Source organism: Micromonospora sp. MA102 (assembly GCF_025460765.1).
Lineage (GTDB): Bacteria > Actinomycetota > Actinomycetes > Mycobacteriales > Micromonosporaceae > Micromonospora > Micromonospora halotolerans.
Window position 1 is genome coordinate 401379 of the sequence record NZ_JAMWEG010000002.1, and the last position, 21880, is coordinate 423258.

A 21880-nucleotide genomic window follows, 5' to 3' on the forward strand; every position below is an offset into this window, starting at 1 on the left:
GCCCCGTGCACATCGCGGGTGCACCGGGCGACGGGTGTGACGTCAGGGACGCTCGACGTGCGCGCCGAGGTCGGCCAGCTTGGCCTCGAAGTCCTCGTAGCCCCGGTTGATCAGGTCGACGCCGTAGACCCGCGAGGTGCCCTCGGCGGCCAGGGCCGCGATCAGGTGGCTGAAGCCGGCCCGCAGGTCGGGGATCACCAGGTCGGCGGCGTGCAGCTTGCTCGGGCCGGCGATCACCGCCGAGTGCTTGAAGTTGCGGCGGCCGAAGCGGCAGGGGGTGCCGCCCAGGCAGTCCCGGTAGACCTGGATGTTGGCGCCCATCGTGTTCAGCGCCTCGGTGTAGCCGAGCCGCTGCTCGTAGACCGTCTCGTGGACGATCGACAGGCCGCGGGCCTGGGTGAGCGCCACGACGAGCGGCTGCTGCCAGTCGGTCATGAACCCGGGGTGGACGTCGGTCTCCAGCGCCACGGCGTTCAACTCGCCGCCCGGGTGCCAGAACCGGATGCCGCCCTCCTGGCCCGGCCCGCCGCCGCGCGGCGGGCGGAGGTCGGTGACCTCGTACTCGCCGCCGACCGAGCGGAAGATGTTCAGGAAGGTCATCATGTCGGCCTGCTGGGCGCCGAGCACCTCGACGTGCCCCCGGGTGGCCAGCGCGGCCGCCGCCCAGCTCGCGGCCTCGATCCGGTCCGGGATCGGCCGGTGGGTGTAGCCGCTGAGCCGCTTCACACCCTGGATCTCGATGACCCGGTCGGTGTGCACCTTGATGATCGCGCCCATCTTCTGCAGCACGCAGATCAGGTCGATGATCTCGGGCTCCACGGCCGCGTTGCGCAGCTCGGTGACGCCCTCGGCCATCACCGCGGTGAGCAGCACCTGCTCGGTGGCGCCCACGCTCGGGTAGGGCAGGGCGAACTTGGTGCCGTGCAGCCCGTTGGGCGCCGACAGGTGCAGCCCCTCCGGGGTCTTGTCCACGGTCGCGCCGAACTCGCGCAGCGCCTGGAGGTGGAAGTCGATGGGGCGCGGGCCGATGTGGCAGCCGCCCAGGTCGGGGATGAAGGCGTGACCGAGCCGGTGCAGCAGCGGGCCGCAGAACAGGATCGGGATCCGGCTGGACCCGGCGTGCACGTTGATCTGGTCGGTGCTGGCGCTCTCGACGTTGGACGGGTCGAAGACCAGCTCACCGTCCTCCTCGCCGTCGCTGACCTTGACGCCGTGCAGGCCGAGCAGCCCGCGGACGACCTCCACGTCACGGATCCGGGGCACGTCGAACAGTCGGCTGGGGGTGTCGCCCAGCAGGGCGGCCACCATGGCCTTGGACACGAGGTTCTTCGCGCCGCGCACGCGGATCCGCCCTTCGAGCGGAGTGCCTCCGTGTACGACCAGGACGTCGTCGGTCAACGCAACCTCCAGCGCGTTGGTGCTGCCGTGTAGATGAGTCAGGTGCACGATCTGCATCGCTACCCGGATGGCGGCCCCGTCAAAACGGACCGCGTGAGTCGTCGCCCCGGCAGCATAGCCCTCCGTGACGAGAATGGAATCGGTCACATCACCAGCGAGGGCACGAACCGGGGATTCCGGTGCGTTTCCGTACCAGTGATGTGACCGAGGGTGATCAGGCGCCGGGAAGGGCGAGCATCTGGTCCAGCGCGGCCCGTGCGTGTCCGGCGGTGTCCGGGTCGACGGTGATCTGGTTGACCACCCGGCCGGCGACCAGCTCCTCCAGGGCCCAGACCAGGTGCGGCAGGTCGATCCGGTTCATCGTCGAGCAGTAGCAGACCGCCCGGTCGAGGAACATGATCTGCTTGTCCGGGTGCGCCAGCGCCAGCCGGCGGACCAGGTTCAGCTCGGTGCCGACCGCCCACGCCGAGCCGGCCGGAGCCGCCTCGATGGTCTTGATGATGTATTCGGTCGAGCCCACCTGGTCGGCGGCGTTGACGACCTCGTGCCGGCACTCCGGGTGGACCAGCACGTTGACCCCCGGCACCCGTTCGCGCACGTCGTTGACGCTGTCGAGGGTGAAGCGGCCGTGCACCGAGCAGTGCCCGCGCCAGAGGATCATCTTCGCGTCGCGCAGTTGCTCCGGGGTCAGCCCGCCGTTCGGCTTGTGCGGGTCGTAGAGCACGCAGTCGTCCAGCGAGAAGCCCATCTCCAGGACGGCGGTGTTGCGGCCCAGGTGCTGGTCGGGGAGGAAGAGCACCTTCTGCCCCTGTTCGAACGCCCAGTCCAGCGCCCGCTTCGCGTTCGACGAGGTGCAGACCACGCCGCCGTTCTGGCCGACGAAGCCCTTGATGTCCGCCGAGGAGTTCATGTAGGTCACCGGGACGGTGTCCGCCGCGATGCCCAGCTCGGTCAGCACGTCCCAGGCGGTCTCGACCTGCGACAGCACCGCCATGTCGGCCATCGAGCAGCCGGCGGCGAGGTCGGGCAGGATCACCTTCTGCCGGTCCGAGGTGAGGATGTCCGCGCTCTCGGCCATGAAGTGCACGCCGCAGAAGACGATGTACTCCGCCTCGGGGCGGGCCGCCGCCTCCCGGGCCAGCTTGAACGAGTCGCCGGTCACGTCGGCGAACTGGATCACCTCGTCGCGCTGGTAGTGGTGGCCCAGCACGAAGACCTTCGTGCCGAGCGCGGCCTTCGCCGCGGCCGCCCGGGCCACCAGGTCCGGGTCGCTCGGCGCGGGGAGGTCACCCGGACACTCCACGCCACGCTCGGTGGCGGGGTCGCTGCCGCGGCCGAGGAGCAGCAGCGCAGTGGCGGTGTTGGAGGGCTCAACCCAGGTCGAAGTCACGCCCCCCATGGTCCCACAGCGGGACGGCCGCGCGGCCGCCACGGATGTGGCCTGCCACACTGCTCGGCATGCGCGTGCTGCTCTGCCCGGACAAGTTCGCCGGCACGCTGCCGGCCCAGGACGTGGCCGCCGCGGTGGCCGAGGGCTGGCGGGAGGTCGCCCCCGCCGACGAACTGCTGGTCCGGCCGCTGGCCGACGGCGGACCCGGGTTCGTCGCCGTGCTCGCCGAGGCGCTCGGCGGCCGGCTGCTGCCGGTGCCCACCGTCGACCCGCTCGGCCGGCCCGCCGCCGGTGAGATCCTGCTCACCGACGACGGCGTGGCGTACCTGGAGAGCGCCCAGGCGTGCGGGCTGCACCTGCTCTCCGCCGCCGAGCGGGACCCGAAGGCGACCACCTCCTACGGGCTGGGCCTGCTGGTCGCCGCGGCGGTCGAGGCGGGAGCGCGGACCGTGGTGGTCGGGCTGGGCGGCTCGGCCACCAACGACGGCGGCGCCGGCATGCTCACCCCGCTCGGGGTCACCCCGCTGGACGAGGCCGGCCGGGCCCTGCCGTACGGCGGGGCGGCCCTCGCCGCCGTGACCGGGCTGGACGGCGCGCCGCGGCTGCGCGGCGCGGCGCTGGTCGCCGCCACCGACGTCGACAACCCGCTGCTCGGGCTGCACGGCGCCAGCAACGTGTACGGCCCGCAGAAGGGCGCCACCCGCGCGGACGTGCTGCTGCTCGACGCCGCGCTGGAGCGCTGGGCGGCCGTGCTGGAGAGGGACCTCCCGGGCTGCCCGACGGGGCTCGGCGTGCTGCCCGGCGGCGGCGCGGCGGGCGGCCTCGGCGCGGCGGTCCTCGCGCTCGGCGGCCGGTGCGAGTCCGGCATCGGCCTGGTCACCCGGGCCATCGGCCTGGACGCCGCGCTGGACGCCGCCGACCTGGTGATCACCGGCGAGGGCTCCTTCGACCACCAGTCGCTGCGCGGCAAGGTGGTCGCCGGGGTGGCCGGGGCCGCCCGGGACCGGGGGGTGCCCTGCGTGGTCCTCGCCGGCCGGGTGAGCACCGGGCGGCGGGAGGCCGCCGCGGCCGGCGTGACCGAGGCGCACAGCCTGGTCGAGCACTTCGGCGGCGAGGAGCGCGGGGGAGTGGAGGCGGCGATGAGCCGCCCGGCCGAGGGGCTGCGGGCGCTCGGCGCCCGGCTCGCCGGCCAGTGGAGCCGCTGAGCCGACCCGGACGCCCTCCGCGCGCCCTGACCGGTGTCGCGCACCCGACGATCCCGGCCGCAACGCGGCCCGGACCCGGCGCGTGTGCCCAGGGACACCGGACGAGGAGGTCGACATGAGCAGGACCACGGCAGACCTGACCAGGAACCCGGCGGCACGGCGGCGGACCGGCGGCCGGTTGGCCGCGCTGGCGGCGGGCGCGACCGCACTCGCGCTCACGGCCTGCGCTCCGGCACGGGAAGCCCCCTCCGCCACCGCCCCGACGGCCTCCGCGGCCCCGACCGCATCGACCACCTCGCCGGCCCCGCACACCCCGCCGGCCACACCGCGGCCGGCAACCAGCCCCACGCGCCCGGCCTCCGGGACCCCGGACTGCCGCACCGCCGACCTCTCGCTGGCGTCCGCCGGCTCGTCCGGCCACGCCGGCAGCGGGACCGCCTACCTCGCGCTGACGAACCGGTCCGGCCGGCAGTGCGCGCTGGCCGGCTTCCCCGAGGTCCGGCTGGTCGACGCCACCGGCCGGGTCCTCCCGGTGGGGGTGCGGCACCACCTCACCGCGCACCGGGTGGTGCTGGCGCCCGGCGGCGCGGCCTGGACCGCGGTCACCCTGAGCCACGTGCCCCGGGCGGACGACGAGGGAGCGCCGTGCGAGCCGCCGGCCGCCGCGCTCCGGCTCACCCCGCCGGGCGGCACCGGCCACCTGGCCGCCGAGGGCGCCTGGCGGGCCTGCGGCGGTACGGTCGAGGTGGATTCGTTCACGGCCGGACGCCCGCCGGCCGCCTGACGGTCCGCCCCGATCGGGGCGAGTCCGTCATCACGCCGCCGGGTGACCTCGGTCGGAGCGGCGTAGGATCGGATCTGGACCACACCGGGAATCATTGGCGGACGTGCGGCGTTGGCCAGTGCGTCCGGACCCCATACCGCGCAGGGAGACTTCCACGTGACCACGCCAGCGCAGACCGAGTCGACCGAGGCCAAGACCCCCAGCACCGTCGTCCTCACCGACGTCGCGGCGCAGAAGGTCAAGGCCCTGATCGAGCAGGAAGGCCGTGACGACCTGCGGCTCCGGGTCGCCGTGCAGCCGGGCGGCTGCTCCGGCCTGCGGTACCAGCTGTTCTTCGACGAGCGGTCGCTCGACGGTGACGTCGTCACCGACTTCGGCGGTGTCGAGGTCGTCGTCGACCGGATGAGCGCCCCCTACCTGGCCGGCGCCACCATCGACTTCGCCGACCGGATCGACGCCCAGGGCTTCACCATCGACAACCCGAACGCCGGCAGCTCCTGCGCCTGCGGCGACTCGTTCAGCTGAGTCGACCGGGCCGACGACGCCTGCCGAACGGCGGGGCCATCCCTCACGGGGTGGCCCCGCGGTTCCGTCTTCTCCGGCGGGTGTCCGGGAGGTGAGGTCCGGAGGTACGGGGGGCGACGGGTTGTCGACCGACCCCGTCCCGCCGGCCGGGGCGACCGGTAGGCTGACCCGCGCCGTGCTCCCGACCACGAGGGTTGACATGAAGATCGCCGTGACCGGCTCGATCGCGACCGACCACCTGATGAGCTTCCCCGGCCGCTTCGCCGACCAGCTCATCGCCGACCAGCTGGACAAGGTCTCGCTGTCCTTCCTCGTCGACGAGCTGGTCCTCCGGCGCGGCGGCACCGCCGCGAACATCGCCTTCGGCATGGCACAGCTCGGGCTGCGCCCGGTGCTGCTCGGCGCGGTGGGCGCGGACTTCGCCGACTACCGGTCCTGGCTGGAGCGGCACGGCGTGGACTGCGACTCGGTGCACGTGAGCGAGATCGCTCACACGGCCCGCTTCGTCTGCACCACCGACACCGACATGTGCCAGATCGCCTCGTTCTACGCGGGCGCGATGAGCGAGGCCCGCAACATCGAGCTGGCCCCGGTGGCGCAGCGGCTCGGCGGCCTCGACCTGGTGCTGGTCAGCGCCAACGACCCGGCCGCGATGATCCGGCACTCCGCGGAGTGCCGGGAGCGCGGCTACGCCTTCGTGGCCGACCCGTCGCAGCAGCTCGCCCGGATGGACGGCGCGGACGTGCTCGGCCTGGTCGACGGCGCCGACTACCTGATGACCAACGAGTACGAGAAGTCGCTGCTGCAGAGCAAGGCCGGGCTGACCGACGCCCAGCTGCTGGAGCGGGTGAAGGTCCGGGTCACCACGCTCGGCAAGCAGGGCGTGGAGATTGCCGGCCGGGACGTCGGCACCATCCACGTGCCGATCGCCCGGGAGATCCAGGCGGTCGACCCGACCGGTGTCGGCGACGGCTTCCGGGCCGGCTTCTTCGCCGCGCTCAACTGGGGGGTCGGCCTGGAGCGCGCCGCCCAGGTCGGCTGCCTGCTCGCCACGCTGGTGCTGGAGAACTTCGGCGGCCAGGAGTACGAGGTTCGCCGGGACCTGTTCGTCAAGCGGCTCGCCGAGTCGTACGGCGACGCGGCCGCCGAGGACGTCCGGCCGCACCTGCAGTGACCGACTCGCGGCCGGGGTTGCCCGCCCACCTCCGCTGACCCGCCGGGTCAGCGGCTGCGCCGTACGTCGTAGCCCGGCCCGTCCGGGTGGGCGGCCACGAACTCCTGGCCGCGCATCCGGCACCACGCCGGGATGTCCACGGCGGCCGCGGGGTCGTCGGCCAGCACCCGGACCACCGCGCCGACCGGCAGCTCGGGCAGCCGCCGGGCGAGATTGATCACGGGCAGGGGGCAGCGCTGGCCCCGGCAGTCGAGCACCTCGTCCGGCTCGCTCACAGGCCGGTCACCCCCGCCTCGGCGCGCAGGCCGGCGACGATCCCGGGCAGCTCGGCCAGGAACCGGTCGACGTCGGCCTCGGTGGTCTCCCGGTGCAGCGACACCCGGACGTTGCCGTGCGACAGGACCCCCATCGCCTCCAGCACGTGCGACGGCCGCAGCGTCGAGGAGGTGCACGAGGAGCCGGAGGAGACCGCGAAGCCCCTCCGGTCCAGCGCGTGCAGCAGCGCCTCCCCGTCCACGTACAGGCAGGAGAACGTGACCAGGTGGGGGAGGCGGTCCACCGGGTCGCCCACCACCTCCACGTCCGGCACCTCGGCCGCCACCCGGGCCCGGATCCGGTCGACCAGCGGCCCGAGCCGGGCCGCCTCCGCCGCCGCGTCGGCCGCCGCCGCGCGCAGGCTCGCCGCCGCGGCCACCACCGCCGGCAGGTTCACCACCCCCGGGGTACGCCCCGACTCCCGCTCGTCGGCCGGGAACGGCGACTCCCAGCGGGTGCCCTTGCGCACCACGAGCAGCCCCACGCCGGGCGGCCCGCCCCACTTGTGCGCGCTGGCGCTCAGCACCGACCACCCGGCCGGCAGCGGCGCCCGGCCGACCAGCTGCGCCGCGTCGACGTACAGCGGCACCCCCGCCTCGGCGCAGAGCTCCGCCGCCGCGGGCACCGGCTGCACCGTGCCCACCTCGTGACTCGCCCCGATGAGGGCGGCCAGGGCCACGCCGGGGCCGGCCACCGCGGCCGCCCAGGCGTCCAGGTCCACCCGGCCGAGCCGGTCCACCGGTACGCACACCGCGTCGCCCCCGCCGGCCACGTGCCGCTCCGCGGCGTGCAGCACCGCCGAGTGCTCGATCGCCGAGTGCACCAGGGCCGCCCCGGCCCGGCGCCGCCCGGACAGGCCCCCGAGCACGGCGGCGTGCGCGGCCGCCGTACCGCTGGGGGTGAAGGAGAGCTCGTCGGCGCGGACGCCGAGGGTCTGCGCGGCCGCCTCGCGGGCGGCGTCGAGGAGCTGGCGGGCCCGGCGGGCCTGCCCGTAGAGCTTGGCCGGGTCGGCCCAGCCGTCGTCCAGCGCGGCCAGCAGCGCCTGCCGCGCGACCGGGTGCAGAGGGGCGGCGGTGGCCGCGTCCAGGTAGACCGGGATTGCGCTCACGAAGGACCACGCTATCGCCCCGGTACGCCCAAGATCCCCCCGATGGGGGCGGACAGTGACCCCAAGACGGTCAGGCCCGCCATGGTCGAGTAATCTGCGACCGTCGGTGACGCCTTTGCCGTCGGTGTCGAGCGAAACAATCACCGCGGCGCGCTAGGGAGGCAGGACCAGGTGGTCGCAAGGAGTTCGGAGGTACGGCCGTCGGCCGTACGGCACAGCGCTTCCTCGGGGGCCGGCGGAGGCCGGCGGCGTGGTGCTGGTCGACTCGCCGGGCTCGGCCTCGGTGGAGCCGCGCTGCTGGTTCTGCTCACCGGCTGCGACGTCGGCAAGACGTTCGGCGGCTTCGGGTGGCCGCAGGGCGGCATCACGCCCGAGTCGCACCGGATGTACGACCTGTGGATCGCGTCCTGCATCGCGGCCCTCGCGGTCGGCGTGTTCGTCTGGGGCCTGATCTTCTGGTGCGTGATCCGCTACCGGAAGCGCGGCAACGCCCTGCCGGTGCAGACCCGCTACAACCTGCCGATGGAGTTCCTCTACACCATCGCGCCGATCCTCGTGGTCTCCGTGCTCTTCTACTACACCGCGGTGGTGCAGACCGGCGTGGTGAAGGAGTCGAAGAACCCCGACGTCACCGTCGAGGTCGTCGCCTTCAAGTGGAACTGGCAGTTCAACTACCGCGACGGCCAGGGCCGCGACGCCAACACCGTCGCCTCGGTGCTGGGCACCAGCGAGGTCATCCCGGTGCTGGTCCTGCCGAGCGGCAAGTCGATCCGGTTCGAGGAGCAGAGCCGCGACGTCGTCCACTCCTTCTGGGTGCCGGAGCTGCTGTTCAAGCGCGACGTCATGCCGGGCAGCATCCGCAACACCTTCGAGGTCTCCAGCATCGACCAGCAGGGCCACTTCGTCGGCCGCTGCGCCGAGCTGTGCGGCAGCTACCACGCCTTCATGAACTTCGAGCTGCGGGTCGTCTCGCCCGAGAAGTACGACCAGTTCCTGGCGGCCAAGAAGGCCGGCAAGTCGACCCAGGACGCGCTCTCGGCGATCGGCGAGGACCCGTACGCCACCGAAACCGTGCCGTTCAAGACGCGGCGCAACACGGCCAACTTCAACCCGTCCGACGCGACGGCCGGCGCGGGAAGCTGAGGGGTCCGGCATGAAGACCGAGTGGAAGATCTTCCTGATCATCGCGACGTTCCTCTTCGGCGCGGCGATCCTCTACGGCGCCTGGACGTACGGCGAGGGCGGCCGCGTCGAGTGGGTCGGCACGGTGGCGCTGCTGCTGTCCTTCCTGCTGTGCTCGATGTGCGGCGGCTTCTTCTGGTTCGTCTCCCGCCGCATCGACCTGCGGCCCGAGGACCGGTCGGACGGCGAGATCGCCGACGGCGCGGGCGAGATCGGCTTCTTCAGCCCGGGCAGCTACTGGCCGTTCGGCCTGGCCCTGGCCGCCGCGATCGCCGGTCTCGGCCTGGTCTTCTGGCAGTTCTGGCTGATCGGCCTGGGCATGGTGGCGGTCGTCTTCGGCGCCTGCGGCCTGCTCTTCGAGTACTACTCCGGCACCCGGCGCACCGCCGAGCACTGACCGGAACCACCGGCAAGGCCCGCGTCCCCCTCCGGGGCGCGGGCCTTCCGCGTTTCCCGGCCCTTCCGCTCTCCCCGCCCTTCTCGCGCGTCCGCGGTGGTGGTGCGTCGGCTGCGGCGGTGTGGTGCGGCTGCGGCCGGCCCGGTGCGGCGCCGGCGAGCGGAGGCTGGGCCGTGCACACCGGAGGGGGTCACGCAGAGCGGTGGGCTGCGGCCTTGCACGACGAAGGGGTGGGCGGATCGCGTAGGAGGAGCCCCGGCCCCTTCGGGCGCGGGTCCTGCCGCTTCCGTTCGGGCGGCCAGTCGGGCGGTCTCGCCGATTCCGATTGGCGCTGCCCGTCCGGGCGGGTCGGTCGGCCGGGAGCCGATCAGGCGGCGCGGCGGTGGGTGCCGCTGGTGGTGGTGCGGCGGTTGCCCACGCGCGGGGCGCGGAAGGCGAACGTGGCGATGAGCACGGCCGCTCCGCAGCCCGTGCAGATCACCTCCGGGCAGTCGGCGCCGTGCCCGTCGACGCAGGGGGGCGCCTCGAACAGCACGACGCCCTCGCAGCTGTCGCAGTAGAGCTCGCGGTCCGACACGGGCGTCTCCTCTCGTTCCGGTGCCCGCCGGTTGGCGGCGGCGCAACGGCGGAAAACGGAAGATTACTCCCGTGTAGTTTGGCAGGCAGGTCCGACAAAACCCGTCAGAGCGTGCCGGCCACCTCGAGCCAGCGCTCCAGGGCGCCGGCGGCCGCGCCCGAGTCGACCGACTCGGTCGCCCGGACCAGGCCGGCGCGCAGCGCCTCGTGGAGGTCACCGTCGAGCGGGCCCTGGGTGGCCAGCGCGACCGCGGCGTTCACCAGCACCGCGTCGCGGACCGGGCCGGCCTCGCCGGCCAGCAGCCGCCGGACGACCCCGGCGTTGTACGCCGCGTCACCGCCCCGCAGGTCGGCCAGGGTGGCCCGGGGTACCCCGAGCTCCGTCGCGTCCAGCAGCGCCTCCCTGACGGCCCCCTGCTGCGCCACCCAGACGCGGGTCGGCGCGCCCGTGCTGAACTCGTCCAGCCCGTCCTCGCCGCGCATCACGATCACCGAGTCGCCCCGGGCGGCGAAGACGGCCGCCATCACCGGGGCCATCCGCGGGTCGAAGCAGCCCACCGCGCCGGCCCGGGGGCGGGCCGGGTTGGTCAGCGGCCCCAGGAAGTTGAACGCCGTGGGTACGCCGATCTCGCGGCGTACCGGGCCGGTGTGCCGCATGCCGGGGTGGAACCGGGCGGCGAAGCAGAAGCCGATGCCGGCCTCGGTCACGCAGCGCGCCACCTGCTCGGGGTCGAGGTCCAGCGGGACGCCCAGGTACTCCAGCACGTCGGCGGTGCCGCACGAGGAGGAGGCGGCCCGGTTGCCGTGCTTGACCACGCGGACGCCGGCCCCGGCGACCACCAGCGCGGCCATGGTGGAGATGTTCACCGTGTGGGCGAGGTCGCCGCCGGTGCCCACCACGTCCAGGGCGGTGGCCCGGATCTCCTCGGGCAGCGCCACCGGGACCGCCCGGGTCAGCATCGCCTCGACCAGGCCGCCCAGCTCGGCGGGGGTCTCGCCCTTGGTCCGCAGGGCCACGGCGAAGCCGGCGATCTGGGCCGGCGTGGCCGAGCCGGCCATGATCTCGCCCATCGCCCAGGCGGTGTCGGCGGTGGAGAGCTCCTCGCCGCGCAGCAGCGCGTTGAGCAGAAGCGGCCAGGTCCGTTCGCCCATGGCGGGCCTCCCGAGCGGGCGTGAGAAGGGGGTGTGGCCGGTCCACGCCGCCGGGCGGCGCAGCGGCCGGATCAGGGCCGGGAGCCGGCGCCACGGCCGCGTCGCCGTGGCGCCGGGACGACGGCTCAGGCGGAGCTGGAGTCGTCGCGGGGTGGCTCAGGCCGCGGCGTGGGTGCGCCGCAGCAGCTCGGCCACGGTGGTGCCGGCGGTCACCGGGTCGAGCGGGTGGGTCAGGGTGGCGTCGACCTCGGCGTACGCGGCCAGCCATCGGTCGGCGGCGCGGGCCAGCACGACGCAGGTCGGCGGGGCGTCGTCCCGGTCGTCCTTGATCTGGCGGGCGATGCCGAGGCCGCCGCCGGGGCTCGCCTCGCCGTCGAGCAGCAGCAGGTCGATCTCGTAGTCGTCGACCAGCCGGACGCATCCGGCGTAGTCGGCGGCCTCGACGAACTCGATCTCGAGCCCGGGTGCGGGCCGGGTGCCGACGGCGAGTCGCATCCGGTCACGGACCTTCGGGTCGTCGCTGTAGAGCAGGACGGTGCAAAGACGATCGCTCATCGTGACGTGGCTCCCACCTCGTAGCTGCCCGCCGATCGTAGCGGGCGTCACATCCGGCCTGTCGCCCCGCCCTGGCGACGGCTCCCGGGTCGCGGCGCGGCGTCGGACGCGCCGAGCCGGAGTCGCCGTAGGGGTCAGGCGCTCGCTTCCGCGGCGCGCTGGCGGGCCTCCTCGCGGTCCAGCTCGCGGTCCAGCCGGCGGGCCTCGCGCTCGGACTGCTTGATCCACTGGACGACCAGCACGGCGAGCATGGTGACGCTGACGAACTCCCCGCCGGCCCACAGCACGCCGCCGGCGACCACCTGGTCGTTCCACGGGTCGGACCAGCTCAAATGCAGCGACGGGTACCAGTCGCCGCCGAGCAGAGTGGTGCTCTGCATGATGGTGAGCCCGAGCACGGTGTGGAACGGCACGGAGAGCAGCATGAGCAGCGCCCGCGCGGGGTACGGCCAGCGCCCCGGCAGCGGGTCCAGGCCGAGCAGCGGCCAGAAGAACACGCAGCCGGTCATGATGAAGTGCGCGTGCACGAGTTCGTGCGCCCACTCGTGCCGGAGGGTGATCTCGTAGAGCCCGGTGAAGTAGAGGGCGAACGGGTTCACCACGAAGATGGCGAACGCCACCAGCGGGAAGCTGTAGACCCGGGCGACCCGGCTGTGCACGATCGCCAGGAGCCGCTTGCGCGGGCGCAGCGGAAGGGTGCGCAGGGCGAGCGTCACCGGGGCGCCGAGCGCGAGGAAGATCGGCGCGATCATGGACAGCACCATGTGCTGGATCATGTGCACCGACAGCAGGGCGGTGTCGTAGGCGCCGAGCCCGCTGACCGTGACCGCGGCGATGCCGCCGAGGCCCGGGAAGAGGAAACTGACGGTACGCACGACCGGCCAGCGGTCGCCGCGCAGCCGCAGCCGGTACACCCCGTAGAGGTAAAGGCCGGCGGCGAGTACGAGACCGAGGGTGAGCCAGCTGTCCAGCCGGGTCTCGGTCAGGACCCGGGCCACGGTGAACGGCGGCGGGACGGCCTCGCTCCCCGCGGCGAGTGTCGCCGGGGCCACCGAGGTGGCGGCGAAGATCGGATCGACGTGCAGCACGCTTTTCAGGGTAGGTCAGGCGAAGCGGACGACCACGATCGGGCCACGGATGGCACAGGTTTGCCACCCCGCTGATCGTCGGTCCCGGTCAAGGGCAATAATGACCGCGTGACTGCGGCCCCAGCCATTGACAAGAGCCGGATCCACTCCCTGACCCGACCCAACATGGTCAGCGTCGGGACGATCGTGTGGCTCTCCAGCGAACTCATGTTCTTCGCGGCGCTGTTCGCGATGTACTTCTCGATCCGCGCGGCGGCGCCGGAGCAGTGGGAGAAGCACACCGAGATCCTCAACATCCCCTACGCGACCACCTTCACGGTGATCCTGGTGTTGTCCTCGGTGACCTGCCAGCTCGGTGTCTTCGCGGCCGAGAAGGGCGACGTCCACGCCCTGCGCCGGTGGTTCACGATCACCTTCGTGATGGGTCTGATCTTCGTGCTCGGCCAGGCGAACGAGTACCGCAACCTGGTGCACGAGGGCGTCAAGATCAACGAAGACGGTTACGGGTCGATGTTCTACCTGACGACCGGCTTCCACGGCCTGCACGTGACCGGCGGTCTCGTCGCGTTCATCATCTTCATGATCCGCACCACCATGGGCCGGTTCACCCCGGCGCAGGCGACCTCGGCGATCGTCGTGTCCTACTACTGGCACTTCGTCGACGTCGTGTGGATCGGGCTCTACGCCATGATCTACTGGCTTCAGTGATCTTGGCGCGTCACGTATCGCGCCGCTGCTCCGTCCCCTGAGACAAGGTCCAACCGGTTAAGGACACAGGTCATGACTTCTGACAACGACCGCCGACGCGGTCTGCTCGCGCGCCTGCGCGGGCGGCCCGTAGCGCGCAGCAGGGGCCGCCGCCGGCTGGGTGCCGCGGTCCGGCTGGCCGCCGCGCTGATGCTGGCCGGCGGCGCCTACACCGTCTTCGCCCCCGGTGTGCAGGCGCAGGACAACCCGCCCCTGAGCGCCGCCGCCAACGAGGGCAAGGCGCTGTTCGACGTGAGCTGTGTGACCTGTCACGGTCGCAACGCGCAGGGCGTCGAGGGACGCGGTCCGAGCCTGATCGGCGTCGGGTCGGCCTCGGTCGAGTTCCAGGTCAGCAGCGGTCGCATGCCGATGGCCCGGCAGGAAGCCCAGGCCATGCGCAAGCCCCCGGCGTTCACCGACGAGCAGGTGCGCCAGCTCGGCCAGTACATCCAGGAGCTCGGCGGCGGCCCGCAGGTGCCGCAGGGCAACAACCTGCACCAGAACGCCGACATGGCCGCCGGTGGCGAGCTGTTCCGGATCAACTGCTCGCAGTGCCACGCGTTCGGTGGTGGCGGCGGCGCCCTGTCCTCGGGCAAGTACGCGCCGAGCCTGCACCCGGCCAGCGACCGGCAGATCTACGCCGCCATGCTGAGCGGTCCGCAGAACATGCCGGTGTTCGGCGACAACCAGATCACTCCGGAGCAGAAGGCGGACATCATCGCCTACATCCAGGAGACCCTGAAGCACGACCAGGACCAGGGCGGCTTCAACCTGGGCCGGTACGGTCCCTCGACCGAGGGTCTCGCGATCTTCCTGGTCGGCATCGTCGCGCTGGTCTTCGCGAGCCTGTGGATTGCGGGCAAGTCGTGACCGAGCGGATCATTGGTTTCAGTGCTGTGGCGCCGACCCCCGGCGTCACCCGTAGCGAGGTGACGGCATGAGCACCCACACCGAGCACCCGGCCCAGCGGGGCCCGGAGCCGCTCGACGTGAACGACCCCCGGGTCTCCCGGTTCGAGATCGTCCAGGAGGGCGCGCGGCGGGACGACATCGAGATCGTCCACTACGAGCCGCAGGTGGTCGCGGGCAGCAAGGCGGAGCGTCGGCTGACCCGCACGGTCGCCTCGATGTTCCTGCTGACCGGCGCCGCGGCCACCGCCTTCCTGATCATCTACATCTGGTGGCCCTGGAAGTGGGAGGCCGGCCGCGGTGGTGACAAGTACTTCACCCCGCTGCTCGGCGTGACCCTGGGCATCGCCCTGCTCGGCATCGGCTTCGGCATCCTCACCTGGGGCAAGAAGCTCCTGCCGAAGGAGGTCTCGATCCAGGACCGGCACGACCAGCCCGGTTCCCCGGAGGAGCGCAAGATCACCGGCGAGACCATGGTGTACATGGCCGACGAGCTCGGGGTGAAGCGCCGGCCGCTGCTCGGCGTCTCGCTGCTCGCCGGCCTGCTGCCGGTCGGCGCGGTCGTCGCGGCCCCGCTGGTGGGTGGCCTGATCTCGAACCCGCACAAGAACAACCAGATGTTCACCACCGGCTTCAAGCCGGCCTCGGACGGCAAGCGGATCCGGCTGATCCGCGAGGACGGCCGGCCGATCCGCCCGGCGGACGTCAGCGTCGGCGGCCAGCTCACCGTGTTCCCGGGTATCGAGGGCGGCGTCAGCAACAAGCACGCCGACTCGCCGACCCTGCTGATCCACCTGCGCGAGGACGACGCGCAGAAGTCGCGCGCCGCCAACGAGCGCAAGGGCCACGGCGACTACATGTGGGGCAACTACGTCGCGTTCTCCAAGATCTGCACGCACGCGGGTTGCCCGGCTAGCCTCTACGAGCAGCAGACCAACCGGCTGCTCTGCCCCTGCCACCAGTCGCAGTTCCTCATCACCGACAACGCCATGCCGGTCTTCGGCCCGGCGAACCGGCCGCTGCCCCAGCTGCCGATCGAGGTGGACGAGGAGGGCTTCTTCGTGGCGAGGTCCGACTACACCGAAACCATCGGTCCCGACTTCTGGGAGCGGCCATGAAGCGCCGAAAGTTCGATGCGGCCGCGCTGCCGGCCAAGACCGCCGGGGCGTTGGACGACCGCTTCCAAGCGGCCACCCCGCTGCGCAAACTGCTGAACAAGGTCTTCCCCGACCACTGGTCCTTCCTGCTGGGCGAGATCGCGCTCTTCTCGTTCATCGTCCTGCTGCTGACCGGTGTCTTCCTGACCTTCTTCTACGAGCCGGCGATGACCGAGGTGGTCTACGACGGCAGCTACGCCCCGCTGCGGGGCACCCCGATGTCGACCGCGTACGCCTCCAGCCTGGACCTGTCGTTCGACGTCCGGGGCGGTCTGATCATGCGGCAGATGCACCACTGGGCGGCGCTGCTGTTCATGGCCGCGATCGTGGTGCACATGCTCCGGGTGTTCTTCACCGGCGCGTTCCGCAAGCCGCGTGAGACCAACTGGATCATCGGCTCGCTGCTGTTCTGGGTCGGCTTCCTGGCCGGCTTCACCGGCTACTCGCTGCCGGACGACGGCCTGTCCGGCACCGGTCTGCGGATCGCCTCCGGCATCATCCTGTCGATCCCGGTGATCGGCTCCTGGGTCAGCTCGTCGATCTTCGGTGGCGAGTTCCCGGGCACCATCATCATCAGCCGGTTCTTCATCGCCCACGTGCTGCTCATCCCGGCGCTGCTGGTGGCGCTGATCAGCGTCCACCTGGGCCTGGTCTTCAAGCAGAAGCACACCCAGTGGCCCGGCCCCGGCCGGACCAACGAGAACGTGGTCGGCGAGCGCATGTTCCCGCGCTACGCGCTCAAGCAGGGCGGCTTCTTCATGGTCGTCTTCGGCGTGATCGCGCTGATGGGTGGCCTGTTCCAGATCAACCCGATCTGGTACTTCGGCCCGTACGAGGCGTGGGTGGTCTCGGCCGCCAGCCAGCCCGACTGGTACGTCATGTTCCTCGACGGCTCGACCCGACTCATGCCGGCCTGGGAGATCTCCATCCCGCTCGGCGACGGGTACGTCATCCCGCCGCTGTTCTGGCCGACGGTCGTGCTCCCCGGCATCCTGGTGGGCCTGTCGACGATGTACCCGTTCCTGGAGGCGCGCCGCCTCAAGGACTACAAGCACCACAACCTGCTCCAGCGGCCCCGGGACGTGCCGGCCCGGACCGCGGTGGGCGCCATGGCGGTCTCCTTCTACGTCGTGCTGACCCTCTCCGGCGGCAACGACGTCATCGCCGACAAGTTCCACATCAGCTTGAACGCGATGACCTGGGCCGGCCGGGTCGGCCTGCTGGTCGTCCCGCCGCTGGCCTACTACGTCACCTACCGGCTCTGCCTGGGTCTCCAGCAGCACGACCGGGAGGTGCTGGCCCACGGCGTGGAGACCGGCATCATCAAGCGGCTGCCCGACGGCCGGTTCGTCGAGGTCCACCAGCCGCTGACCCCGGTCGACGGCCACGACGGGCACGGCCCGGCGCTCGACTACGTCGGCTGGGTGGTCCCGAAGAAGATGAACCGGCTCGGCGCGCTCGGCCCGGCCGTCCGGGGCTTCTTCTACCCGATCGAGAGGCCGGCCGAGGCGCCGGTCTCGCCGGGGCACCCGCCGGTCGAGCCCCGACCGGAGCGGGAGGAGATCGGCAGCGGCGAGAGCCGTCGCTGACCCACCCGGGTACGACTGACCGTGGCGCCCGCCGGATCACCGGCGGGCGCCACGGCCGTTTCCGGTTCCGCCGTCCCCTTCCCGCCGGGAGACGCCGGTCGGCCCCGCTCCGGTGTCCCGCCACCCCCCGACACGGACGGGTGGAATCGCAGGAATAACCCCGGTCAGCCGGGTATCCGTGCGGTCCAACGTCTCAAGGGGGGGAACGCATGTTGGGAATCAAACGTCTGGGCCTGCTGGCCGCGCTGGTGCTCGTGGGACTCGCACCCGCCGCCGCGGCCCAGGCCGCGGCGCAGCCGTCGACGCAGGACACCCAGTACCTGCAGGCGGTGCACCAGGTGAACCTGTTCGAGATCACCGCGGGTAACCTGGCGCAGCAGAAGGGCCAGAACCAGCAGGTCAAGGACCTGGGCAAGATGTTCGTGACGGACCACACCCAGCTGGACCAGACGGTGCAGTCCACCGCCCAGCAGCTCAACGTCCAGCTGCCGGCCGATCCGACCGCCGACCAGCAGAAGGTCCTCGACCGGCTGAACAACCTCAGCGGGGCCGAGTTCGACAAGGCGTGGGTGACCGCCCAGTTGGCCGGCCACGTCCAGGCCATCCAGGCCACCCAGACCGAGATCTCGCAGGGGTCCGAGCAGTCGGTGATCCAGCTCGCCCAGGACGCCCTGCCGATCCTGCAGGCGCACTACGACGAACTGGTGGCCCTCGCCCAGACCCTGGGCGTCCCGGTCCCGCAGACCAGCGCCAGCGGCACGCCCAGCCCGGGCGGCACCGGCACCGAGTCGCCGGCTCCGGGCGGAACCGAGTCGCCGGCTCCGGGCGGCACCGGCACCGAGGAGCCCGCTCCGGGCACCACGGAGACCCCGGCGCCCGGCCAGAGCTGACGCACGCGTACGACCGACGGTGGCCGGTCCGCCCTGCGGGGGGCGGGCCGGCCACCGGCGTGCGGGTCAGTCGGCGCTGGCCAGCCCGATCGCGAACGCCTCCTCCAGGTCGTGCTGGGAGTAGGCGCGGAACGCGATGTGGGACTCGGTGTTGAGCACGCCGGGCACCTTGGAGATGCGGCCGGCGATGACCTGGGCGATCTGCTCGAACTCGCGGACCCGGACCATGGCGATCAGGTCGACGTGCCCGGCCACCGAGTAGACCTCGCTGACGCCGGGCAGGTTGGCCAGCGTCTCGGCCACCTCGGGAATGGAGTCGGTGGCGCAGTCGATCAGCACGATCGCGGTGATCACGGGACATTTCTCCGTTCGTCGGCGTCGACGCCCATGCTAAGGGCTGGGCGGCTCACCGGGCCGCCGGGACGGTCAGGTCGGCACCCGCCCGCACCACCCCGCTGAGGCGTTCCCCCGCGGCGACCGTCGCACCGGGCCAGACGACCGAGCGGTCCACCGCGCCGCGCACCACGGCGCCCGCGCCGACCACCGAGCGGGTCACCCGCCCGTCGACCGTGGCGGACGGGTCGACCAGGCCGCCCGGGCCGGCCGCGTGCAGGTTGGCCGCCAGGTAGTCGGCCGGGGTGCCGGTGTCGTAGAAGGTGCCCGGGTAGGGGACCAGGGTGAGCGCGCCGGCCGCCTCGGCCGGCCGCCAGACCGCCCGGACCAGGTCGCCGAAGGTCGGCGGCAGCTCCCGGACCAGCCGCCACGGCAGCAGCGAGAACCCCACGAACCGGTGGCCGGCGAAGGTGCCGGGGGCCGCCGGGTCGTCGGCCGGCTGGCCGAGCAGGCGTACGCTCCGCCCGTCCCAGCCGTCCAGCAGCGCGGCCACGTCCGGGCCCGGCGGGGCGCCCGGGTCGGCCAGGTACGCGTCGGCGTTGCCGACCAGCACGCCCCGCCCGGCGATCCAGTCCCGCAGGTTGCCCAGCCCGCCGGCGGTGCCGAGCGGGTCGCCCGGCTCGACCGACAGGTGCGCCCGGGCGCCCACGTGCGCCACCACCTGCCCGCCCAGGTAGCAGGCGTTCACCGCGACCCGGTCCGGCCCGGTGAGGCCCAGCCTGGCCAGCCGGTCCAGGGCCCGGTCGAGCAGCGGCACGTTGCCGACCGGGCAGAGCGCCTTGGGCAGGTGCGCGGTGAGCGGGCGCAGCCGGGTGCCCTCGCCGGCGGCGAGCACGACCGCGCAGACGTCGACGGCGGCCCGCCAGCCCGGCCCGGCCACGCGCGCGCCGGGGCCGGTCACGCGGCGGGGGGTGCCGCCGGCGGGGCCTCGTCCGCGCGCGGGCCGATCCCGTAGTACCGGAGCAGGTTGGCGGTGGCCCGGCTCAGCCGGGGCAGCTCGTCCAGCGGGTGCCAGGCGGCCTCGAAGACCTCGGCGCCGTCCACCGCCAGCTCGGTGCTGGAGGCCGGCACCTCCGTCTCGAAGACCACGTCCACCCAGCCCTTGGCGTGCACCACGGCGTTCGGCACGGCCGGGCGCAGCCGTTCGGGGGCCAGCTTGATGCCGGACTCCTCGTGCAGCTCGCGGGCGGCGCCGACCACCGGCGCCTCGCCGCGCTGCAGCAGCCCGGCCGGGAGGGTCCAGCTGTGGCCGGGCGGCTGGCGCAGCAGCAGGATGCGCCCCGCCCCGCCGGCCTCGGAGTCCCGGACCAGGGTGACCGCGCCGACGATGTACTTCGGCACGGCGAGCCGGACCAGCCGCCGCCGCAGCGGGACGGGGAGCCGGTAGAAGATCTGGTAGCCGAGGGCCCGTCCGGTGGCACGCGCGCGGGGGATCATGCCTGTAAGGCTAGTGGCCGGGCGGCGCCGGCGGATGAGCGGAGCTCGCTACTGCCGGTGGTCGACCAGATCGATCAGCTGCCGGACCACCGTGTCGGGCTCCACGGTGCGGTCGAAGACCGCCACCAGCAGGGTTTCCAGGTCGGGGTAGCCCAGCTCCTCGGAGAGCCGCAGCAGCGGCAGGTCGCTGGCCAGACCCCGGTCGTGCTTGCGCAGCGCCAGGCCGATGGTGGCCCGGCCGAGGCGAACCTTGTCGGCGATCGAGATGCCCGGCTCGGTGTGCTCGGCGAACCAGCGGTTGATCTGCATCTGCGCGTGCGGCGACTTGACGAAGCCCAGCCACTCCCGGCGCGGCCCGCGCGGCGCCACGTCGACCTCGAAGCCGCTCTCCGCGTCGCTCTCGGTGAAGATCTCCACCACGTCGCCCTCCTCCAGCTCGGAGGAGAGCGGCGCCAGCCGGCCGTTGATCCGCGCGGCGAGGCAGTGGTCGCCCCGCTCGGTGCCCAGCTCGTAGGCGAGGTCGACCGGGGTGGCCCCGGCCGGCAGCACCACCTGCCGGCCGTCGGCGACCACCTGGATCTGCGCCTCGGCCAGGTCGCAGCGCAGCGACTCCATGAACTGGATGGGATCGACCGTGTCCTGCTCCCAGTCGAGCACCCGGCGCAGCCAGGCCAGCTCGTCCGTCCGCTCGTCGGCCCGGCCGCCGGCGCGGGGGAAGCGGTAGTGGGCGGCCACGCCGTACTCCGCGGAGTGGTGCATCTCCTCGGTGCGGATCAGCACCTCGACGGTCCGGTCCTGGGGGCCGCAGACGCTGGTGTGCAGGGACCGGTAGAGGTTGTTCTTCGGGGAGGCGATGAAGTCCTTGAAGCGACCCGGCACCGGCCGCCAGAGCCCGTGCACCGCGCCGAGCGCGGCGTAGCAGTCGGTGGCCGGGCCGTCGACCACGATGGCGATGCGGGGCAGGTCGTAGGGCGCGGTGTGCTCGCCGGCCACCGTGTCCTTCCAGATCGAGTAGAGGTGCCGGGGGCGGGGGCCGACCTCGGCGTCGACCCGGCTGCGGCGCAGGGCCGCCCGGGTCTTCGCGACCACGTCGTCGAGGTAGGCGTCCCAGCCCGGCCGGTCGTGCACGAACCGGGCGATCCGCGCGTGCTCCTCCGGATGCAGGTGCAGCAGCACCACGTCGTCCAGCTCGCGTTTGAGGGTCTGGATGCCCAGCCGGTCGCAGAGCGGGACGAGCACCTCCTGGGTCTTGCTGGCGATCCGCTCCCGGGAGGCGGCCGAGCGGACCCCGAGGGTGCGCATGTTGTGCAGCCGGTCGGCCAGCTTGATGATCAGCACCCGGACGTCCTTGCCGGCCGCGACGATCATCTTCCGGACGGTCTCCGCCTCGGCGGCCTTGCCGTAGAACGCCTTGTCGAACTTGGTCACCCCGTCGACCAGGTGGGCCACCTGGCCCCCGAAGTCCTCCTGGAGGGCCTGGAGGGTGTAGCGGGTGTCCTCCACCGTGTCGTGCAGCAGCGCGGCGACCAGGGTGGTGGTGTCCATGCCGAGGTCCGCGCAGATCTGGGCGACCGCCAGCGGATGGGTGATGTAGGGCTCGCCGCTCTTGCGGAACTGGCCGCGGTGCATGTTCTCGGCGATCGTGTAGGCCCGCCGCAGCACCGACGCGTCGGTGCTGGGATGGATGCCGCGATGGGCGCGGACCAGCGCCGTGACCGGGTCGTTGTCGGTGGTGGGCCAGGTGAGCAGTGAGCGCAGGCGCCGGGAGAGTGGCAGGTCGCCAGGCTGGGTCGGAAGGGCGCCGCCCAGGGCGGCGCCGTGTCCGGCGTCGACGTCCACCTGGGACACCTCCTCACCCCGGCCCCCGGGACGCCGGGGCCGGCGACCGGAGGCAGGCCCGCGAATCGGGC

23 protein-coding genes are annotated in these 21880 nt (G+C 72.8%); 11 read left to right on the forward strand and 12 right to left on the reverse strand.

From position 1 onward, the window contains the following. Nucleotides 1–42 precede the first annotated feature (42 nt). On the reverse strand, nucleotides 43–1455 hold the full coding sequence (gene murA, locus NFX44_RS05275; protein WP_262282353.1) for a UDP-N-acetylglucosamine 1-carboxyvinyltransferase: 1413 nt from the start codon (nucleotides 1453–1455) through the stop codon (nucleotides 43–45). Nucleotides 1456–1612: 157 nt separating this feature from the next. Next, a complete protein-coding gene (gene nadA, locus NFX44_RS05280; RefSeq protein WP_262282354.1) occupies nucleotides 1613–2788 on the reverse strand; it encodes a quinolinate synthase NadA in 1176 nt (391 codons plus the stop codon). A 44-nt stretch (nucleotides 2789–2832) separates the two neighbouring features. On the opposite strand from nadA, the gene NFX44_RS05285 reads away from it, so the two are divergent. The 4 genes from NFX44_RS05285 to NFX44_RS05300 all read left to right on the forward strand — a co-directional run bounded on the left by NFX44_RS05285 (nucleotide 2833) and on the right by NFX44_RS05300 (nucleotide 6476). Further along, a complete protein-coding gene (locus NFX44_RS05285; RefSeq protein ID WP_262282355.1) occupies nucleotides 2833–3993 on the forward strand; it encodes a glycerate kinase in 1161 nt (386 codons plus the stop codon). A gap of 115 nt (nucleotides 3994–4108) precedes the next feature. Beyond that, on the forward strand, nucleotides 4109–4777 hold the full coding sequence (locus NFX44_RS05290; protein ID WP_262282356.1) for a DUF4232 domain-containing protein: 669 nt from the start codon (nucleotides 4109–4111) through the stop codon (nucleotides 4775–4777). Between the two features lie 156 nt (nucleotides 4778–4933). Beyond that, entirely contained in the window at nucleotides 4934–5302 is a 369-nt protein-coding gene (gene erpA, locus NFX44_RS05295; RefSeq protein WP_262282357.1) for an iron-sulfur cluster insertion protein ErpA, read from the forward strand. Nucleotides 5303–5501: 199 nt separating this feature from the next. Continuing rightward, a complete protein-coding gene (locus NFX44_RS05300; protein ID WP_262282358.1) occupies nucleotides 5502–6476 on the forward strand; it encodes a carbohydrate kinase family protein in 975 nt (324 codons plus the stop codon). Between the two features lie 47 nt (nucleotides 6477–6523). Here the strand turns inward: NFX44_RS05300 and NFX44_RS05305 are convergent, their stop codons facing one another. Continuing rightward, nucleotides 6524–6751, reverse strand: coding sequence for a sulfurtransferase TusA family protein (locus NFX44_RS05305; protein WP_262282359.1), 228 nt, complete (start codon nucleotides 6749–6751; stop codon nucleotides 6524–6526). Then, entirely contained in the window at nucleotides 6748–7899 is a 1152-nt protein-coding gene (locus tag NFX44_RS05310; protein ID WP_262282360.1) for a cysteine desulfurase family protein, read from the reverse strand. The genes NFX44_RS05305 and NFX44_RS05310 overlap by 4 nt, the downstream gene beginning before the upstream one ends. A gap of 171 nt (nucleotides 7900–8070) precedes the next feature. Here NFX44_RS05310 and coxB point away from each other — a divergent pair, with 171 nt between their 5' ends. Both coxB and NFX44_RS05320 read left to right on the forward strand, forming a co-directional pair. Next, nucleotides 8071–9042 carry a cytochrome c oxidase subunit II gene (gene coxB / locus NFX44_RS05315; RefSeq protein WP_262282361.1) on the forward strand — a complete coding sequence of 324 codons (972 nt, stop codon included), beginning with the start codon at nucleotides 8071–8073 and terminating at the stop codon, nucleotides 9040–9042. Between the two features lie 10 nt (nucleotides 9043–9052). Next, entirely contained in the window at nucleotides 9053–9478 is a 426-nt protein-coding gene (locus tag NFX44_RS05320) for a cytochrome c oxidase subunit 4 (protein ID WP_262282362.1), read from the forward strand. 367 nt (nucleotides 9479–9845) lie between these two features. Here the strand turns inward: NFX44_RS05320 and NFX44_RS05325 are convergent, their stop codons facing one another. From NFX44_RS05325 to NFX44_RS05340, 4 genes are all read right to left on the reverse strand, one after another. Continuing rightward, nucleotides 9846–10055 (reverse strand): hypothetical protein, encoded by a 210-nt coding sequence (locus NFX44_RS05325; RefSeq protein ID WP_262282363.1) that lies wholly within the window; start codon nucleotides 10053–10055, stop codon nucleotides 9846–9848. 104 nt (nucleotides 10056–10159) lie between these two features. Beyond that, on the reverse strand, nucleotides 10160–11206 hold the full coding sequence (trpD, locus tag NFX44_RS05330; RefSeq protein WP_262282364.1) for an anthranilate phosphoribosyltransferase: 1047 nt from the start codon (nucleotides 11204–11206) through the stop codon (nucleotides 10160–10162). Nucleotides 11207–11362: 156 nt separating this feature from the next. Beyond that, nucleotides 11363–11761 carry a hypothetical protein gene (locus NFX44_RS05335; RefSeq protein ID WP_107077533.1) on the reverse strand — a complete coding sequence of 133 codons (399 nt, stop codon included), beginning with the start codon at nucleotides 11759–11761 and terminating at the stop codon, nucleotides 11363–11365. 134 nt (nucleotides 11762–11895) lie between these two features. Next, the gene (locus NFX44_RS05340; RefSeq protein WP_262282365.1) at nucleotides 11896–12849 is read right to left on the reverse strand and encodes a cytochrome c oxidase assembly protein; all 954 of its coding nucleotides are present in this window, start codon (nucleotides 12847–12849) and stop codon (nucleotides 11896–11898) included. A gap of 108 nt (nucleotides 12850–12957) precedes the next feature. On the opposite strand from NFX44_RS05340, the gene NFX44_RS05345 reads away from it, so the two are divergent. From NFX44_RS05345 to NFX44_RS05365, 5 genes are all read left to right on the forward strand, one after another. Then, nucleotides 12958–13557: a heme-copper oxidase subunit III gene (locus NFX44_RS05345; protein ID WP_151463215.1), complete on the forward strand. Its 600-nt coding sequence runs from the start codon at nucleotides 12958–12960 to the stop codon at nucleotides 13555–13557. A 72-nt stretch (nucleotides 13558–13629) separates the two neighbouring features. Further along, nucleotides 13630–14466, forward strand: a complete 837-nt coding sequence (locus NFX44_RS05350; protein ID WP_262282366.1) for a c-type cytochrome — start codon at nucleotides 13630–13632, stop codon at nucleotides 14464–14466. Nucleotides 14467–14533: 67 nt separating this feature from the next. Continuing rightward, entirely contained in the window at nucleotides 14534–15622 is a 1089-nt protein-coding gene (locus NFX44_RS05355; protein WP_262282367.1) for a ubiquinol-cytochrome c reductase iron-sulfur subunit, read from the forward strand. After that, complete coding sequence (locus NFX44_RS05360; protein WP_262282368.1) at nucleotides 15619–17250, forward strand: cytochrome b N-terminal domain-containing protein; 1632 nt, start codon at nucleotides 15619–15621, stop codon at nucleotides 17248–17250. The genes NFX44_RS05355 and NFX44_RS05360 overlap by 4 nt, the downstream gene beginning before the upstream one ends. Before the next feature lie 209 nt (nucleotides 17251–17459). Continuing rightward, nucleotides 17460–18140 carry a DUF4142 domain-containing protein gene (locus NFX44_RS05365; RefSeq protein WP_262282369.1) on the forward strand — a complete coding sequence of 227 codons (681 nt, stop codon included), beginning with the start codon at nucleotides 17460–17462 and terminating at the stop codon, nucleotides 18138–18140. A gap of 66 nt (nucleotides 18141–18206) precedes the next feature. Here NFX44_RS05365 and NFX44_RS05370 read toward each other — a convergent pair whose 3' ends face one another. The 4 genes from NFX44_RS05370 to NFX44_RS05385 are packed head-to-tail and all read right to left on the reverse strand — an operon-like array spanning nucleotide 18207 to nucleotide 21809. Beyond that, nucleotides 18207–18494 carry an Lrp/AsnC family transcriptional regulator gene (locus NFX44_RS05370; RefSeq protein ID WP_262282370.1) on the reverse strand — a complete coding sequence of 96 codons (288 nt, stop codon included), beginning with the start codon at nucleotides 18492–18494 and terminating at the stop codon, nucleotides 18207–18209. Between the two features lie 52 nt (nucleotides 18495–18546). Continuing rightward, a complete protein-coding gene (locus tag NFX44_RS05375; RefSeq protein ID WP_262282371.1) occupies nucleotides 18547–19434 on the reverse strand; it encodes a sugar phosphate nucleotidyltransferase in 888 nt (295 codons plus the stop codon). After that, on the reverse strand, nucleotides 19431–19970 hold the full coding sequence (locus tag NFX44_RS05380; protein WP_262282372.1) for an NUDIX hydrolase: 540 nt from the start codon (nucleotides 19968–19970) through the stop codon (nucleotides 19431–19433). The genes NFX44_RS05375 and NFX44_RS05380 overlap by 4 nt, the downstream gene beginning before the upstream one ends. 48 nt (nucleotides 19971–20018) lie before the next feature. Then, on the reverse strand, nucleotides 20019–21809 hold the full coding sequence (locus NFX44_RS05385; RefSeq protein WP_262282587.1) for a bifunctional (p)ppGpp synthetase/guanosine-3',5'-bis(diphosphate) 3'-pyrophosphohydrolase: 1791 nt from the start codon (nucleotides 21807–21809) through the stop codon (nucleotides 20019–20021). Between the last annotated feature and the right edge of the window lie 71 nt (nucleotides 21810–21880).

Excerpts from the sequence above, each read along its gene's own strand:
- murA (WP_262282353.1), bottom strand. The coding sequence starts at position 1,455 with ATGCAGATCGTGCACCTGACTCATCTACACGGCAGCACCAACGCGCTG.
- NFX44_RS05285 (WP_262282355.1), top strand. The coding sequence starts at position 2,833 with ATGTGGCCTGCCACACTGCTCGGCATGCGCGTGCTGCTCTGCCCGGAC.
- NFX44_RS05290 (WP_262282356.1), top strand. The coding sequence starts at position 4,109 with ATGAGCAGGACCACGGCAGACCTGACCAGGAACCCGGCGGCACGGCGG.
- NFX44_RS05300 (WP_262282358.1), top strand. The coding sequence starts at position 5,502 with ATGAAGATCGCCGTGACCGGCTCGATCGCGACCGACCACCTGATGAGC.
- NFX44_RS05320 (WP_262282362.1), top strand. The coding sequence starts at position 9,053 with ATGAAGACCGAGTGGAAGATCTTCCTGATCATCGCGACGTTCCTCTTC.
- trpD (WP_262282364.1), bottom strand. The coding sequence starts at position 11,206 with ATGGGCGAACGGACCTGGCCGCTTCTGCTCAACGCGCTGCTGCGCGGC.
- NFX44_RS05335 (WP_107077533.1), bottom strand. The coding sequence starts at position 11,761 with ATGAGCGATCGTCTTTGCACCGTCCTGCTCTACAGCGACGACCCGAAG.
- NFX44_RS05350 (WP_262282366.1), top strand. The coding sequence starts at position 13,630 with ATGACTTCTGACAACGACCGCCGACGCGGTCTGCTCGCGCGCCTGCGC.
- NFX44_RS05355 (WP_262282367.1), top strand. The coding sequence starts at position 14,534 with ATGAGCACCCACACCGAGCACCCGGCCCAGCGGGGCCCGGAGCCGCTC.
- NFX44_RS05360 (WP_262282368.1), top strand. The coding sequence starts at position 15,619 with ATGAAGCGCCGAAAGTTCGATGCGGCCGCGCTGCCGGCCAAGACCGCC.
- NFX44_RS05365 (WP_262282369.1), top strand. The coding sequence starts at position 17,460 with ATGTTGGGAATCAAACGTCTGGGCCTGCTGGCCGCGCTGGTGCTCGTG.
- NFX44_RS05380 (WP_262282372.1), bottom strand. The coding sequence starts at position 19,970 with ATGATCCCCCGCGCGCGTGCCACCGGACGGGCCCTCGGCTACCAGATC.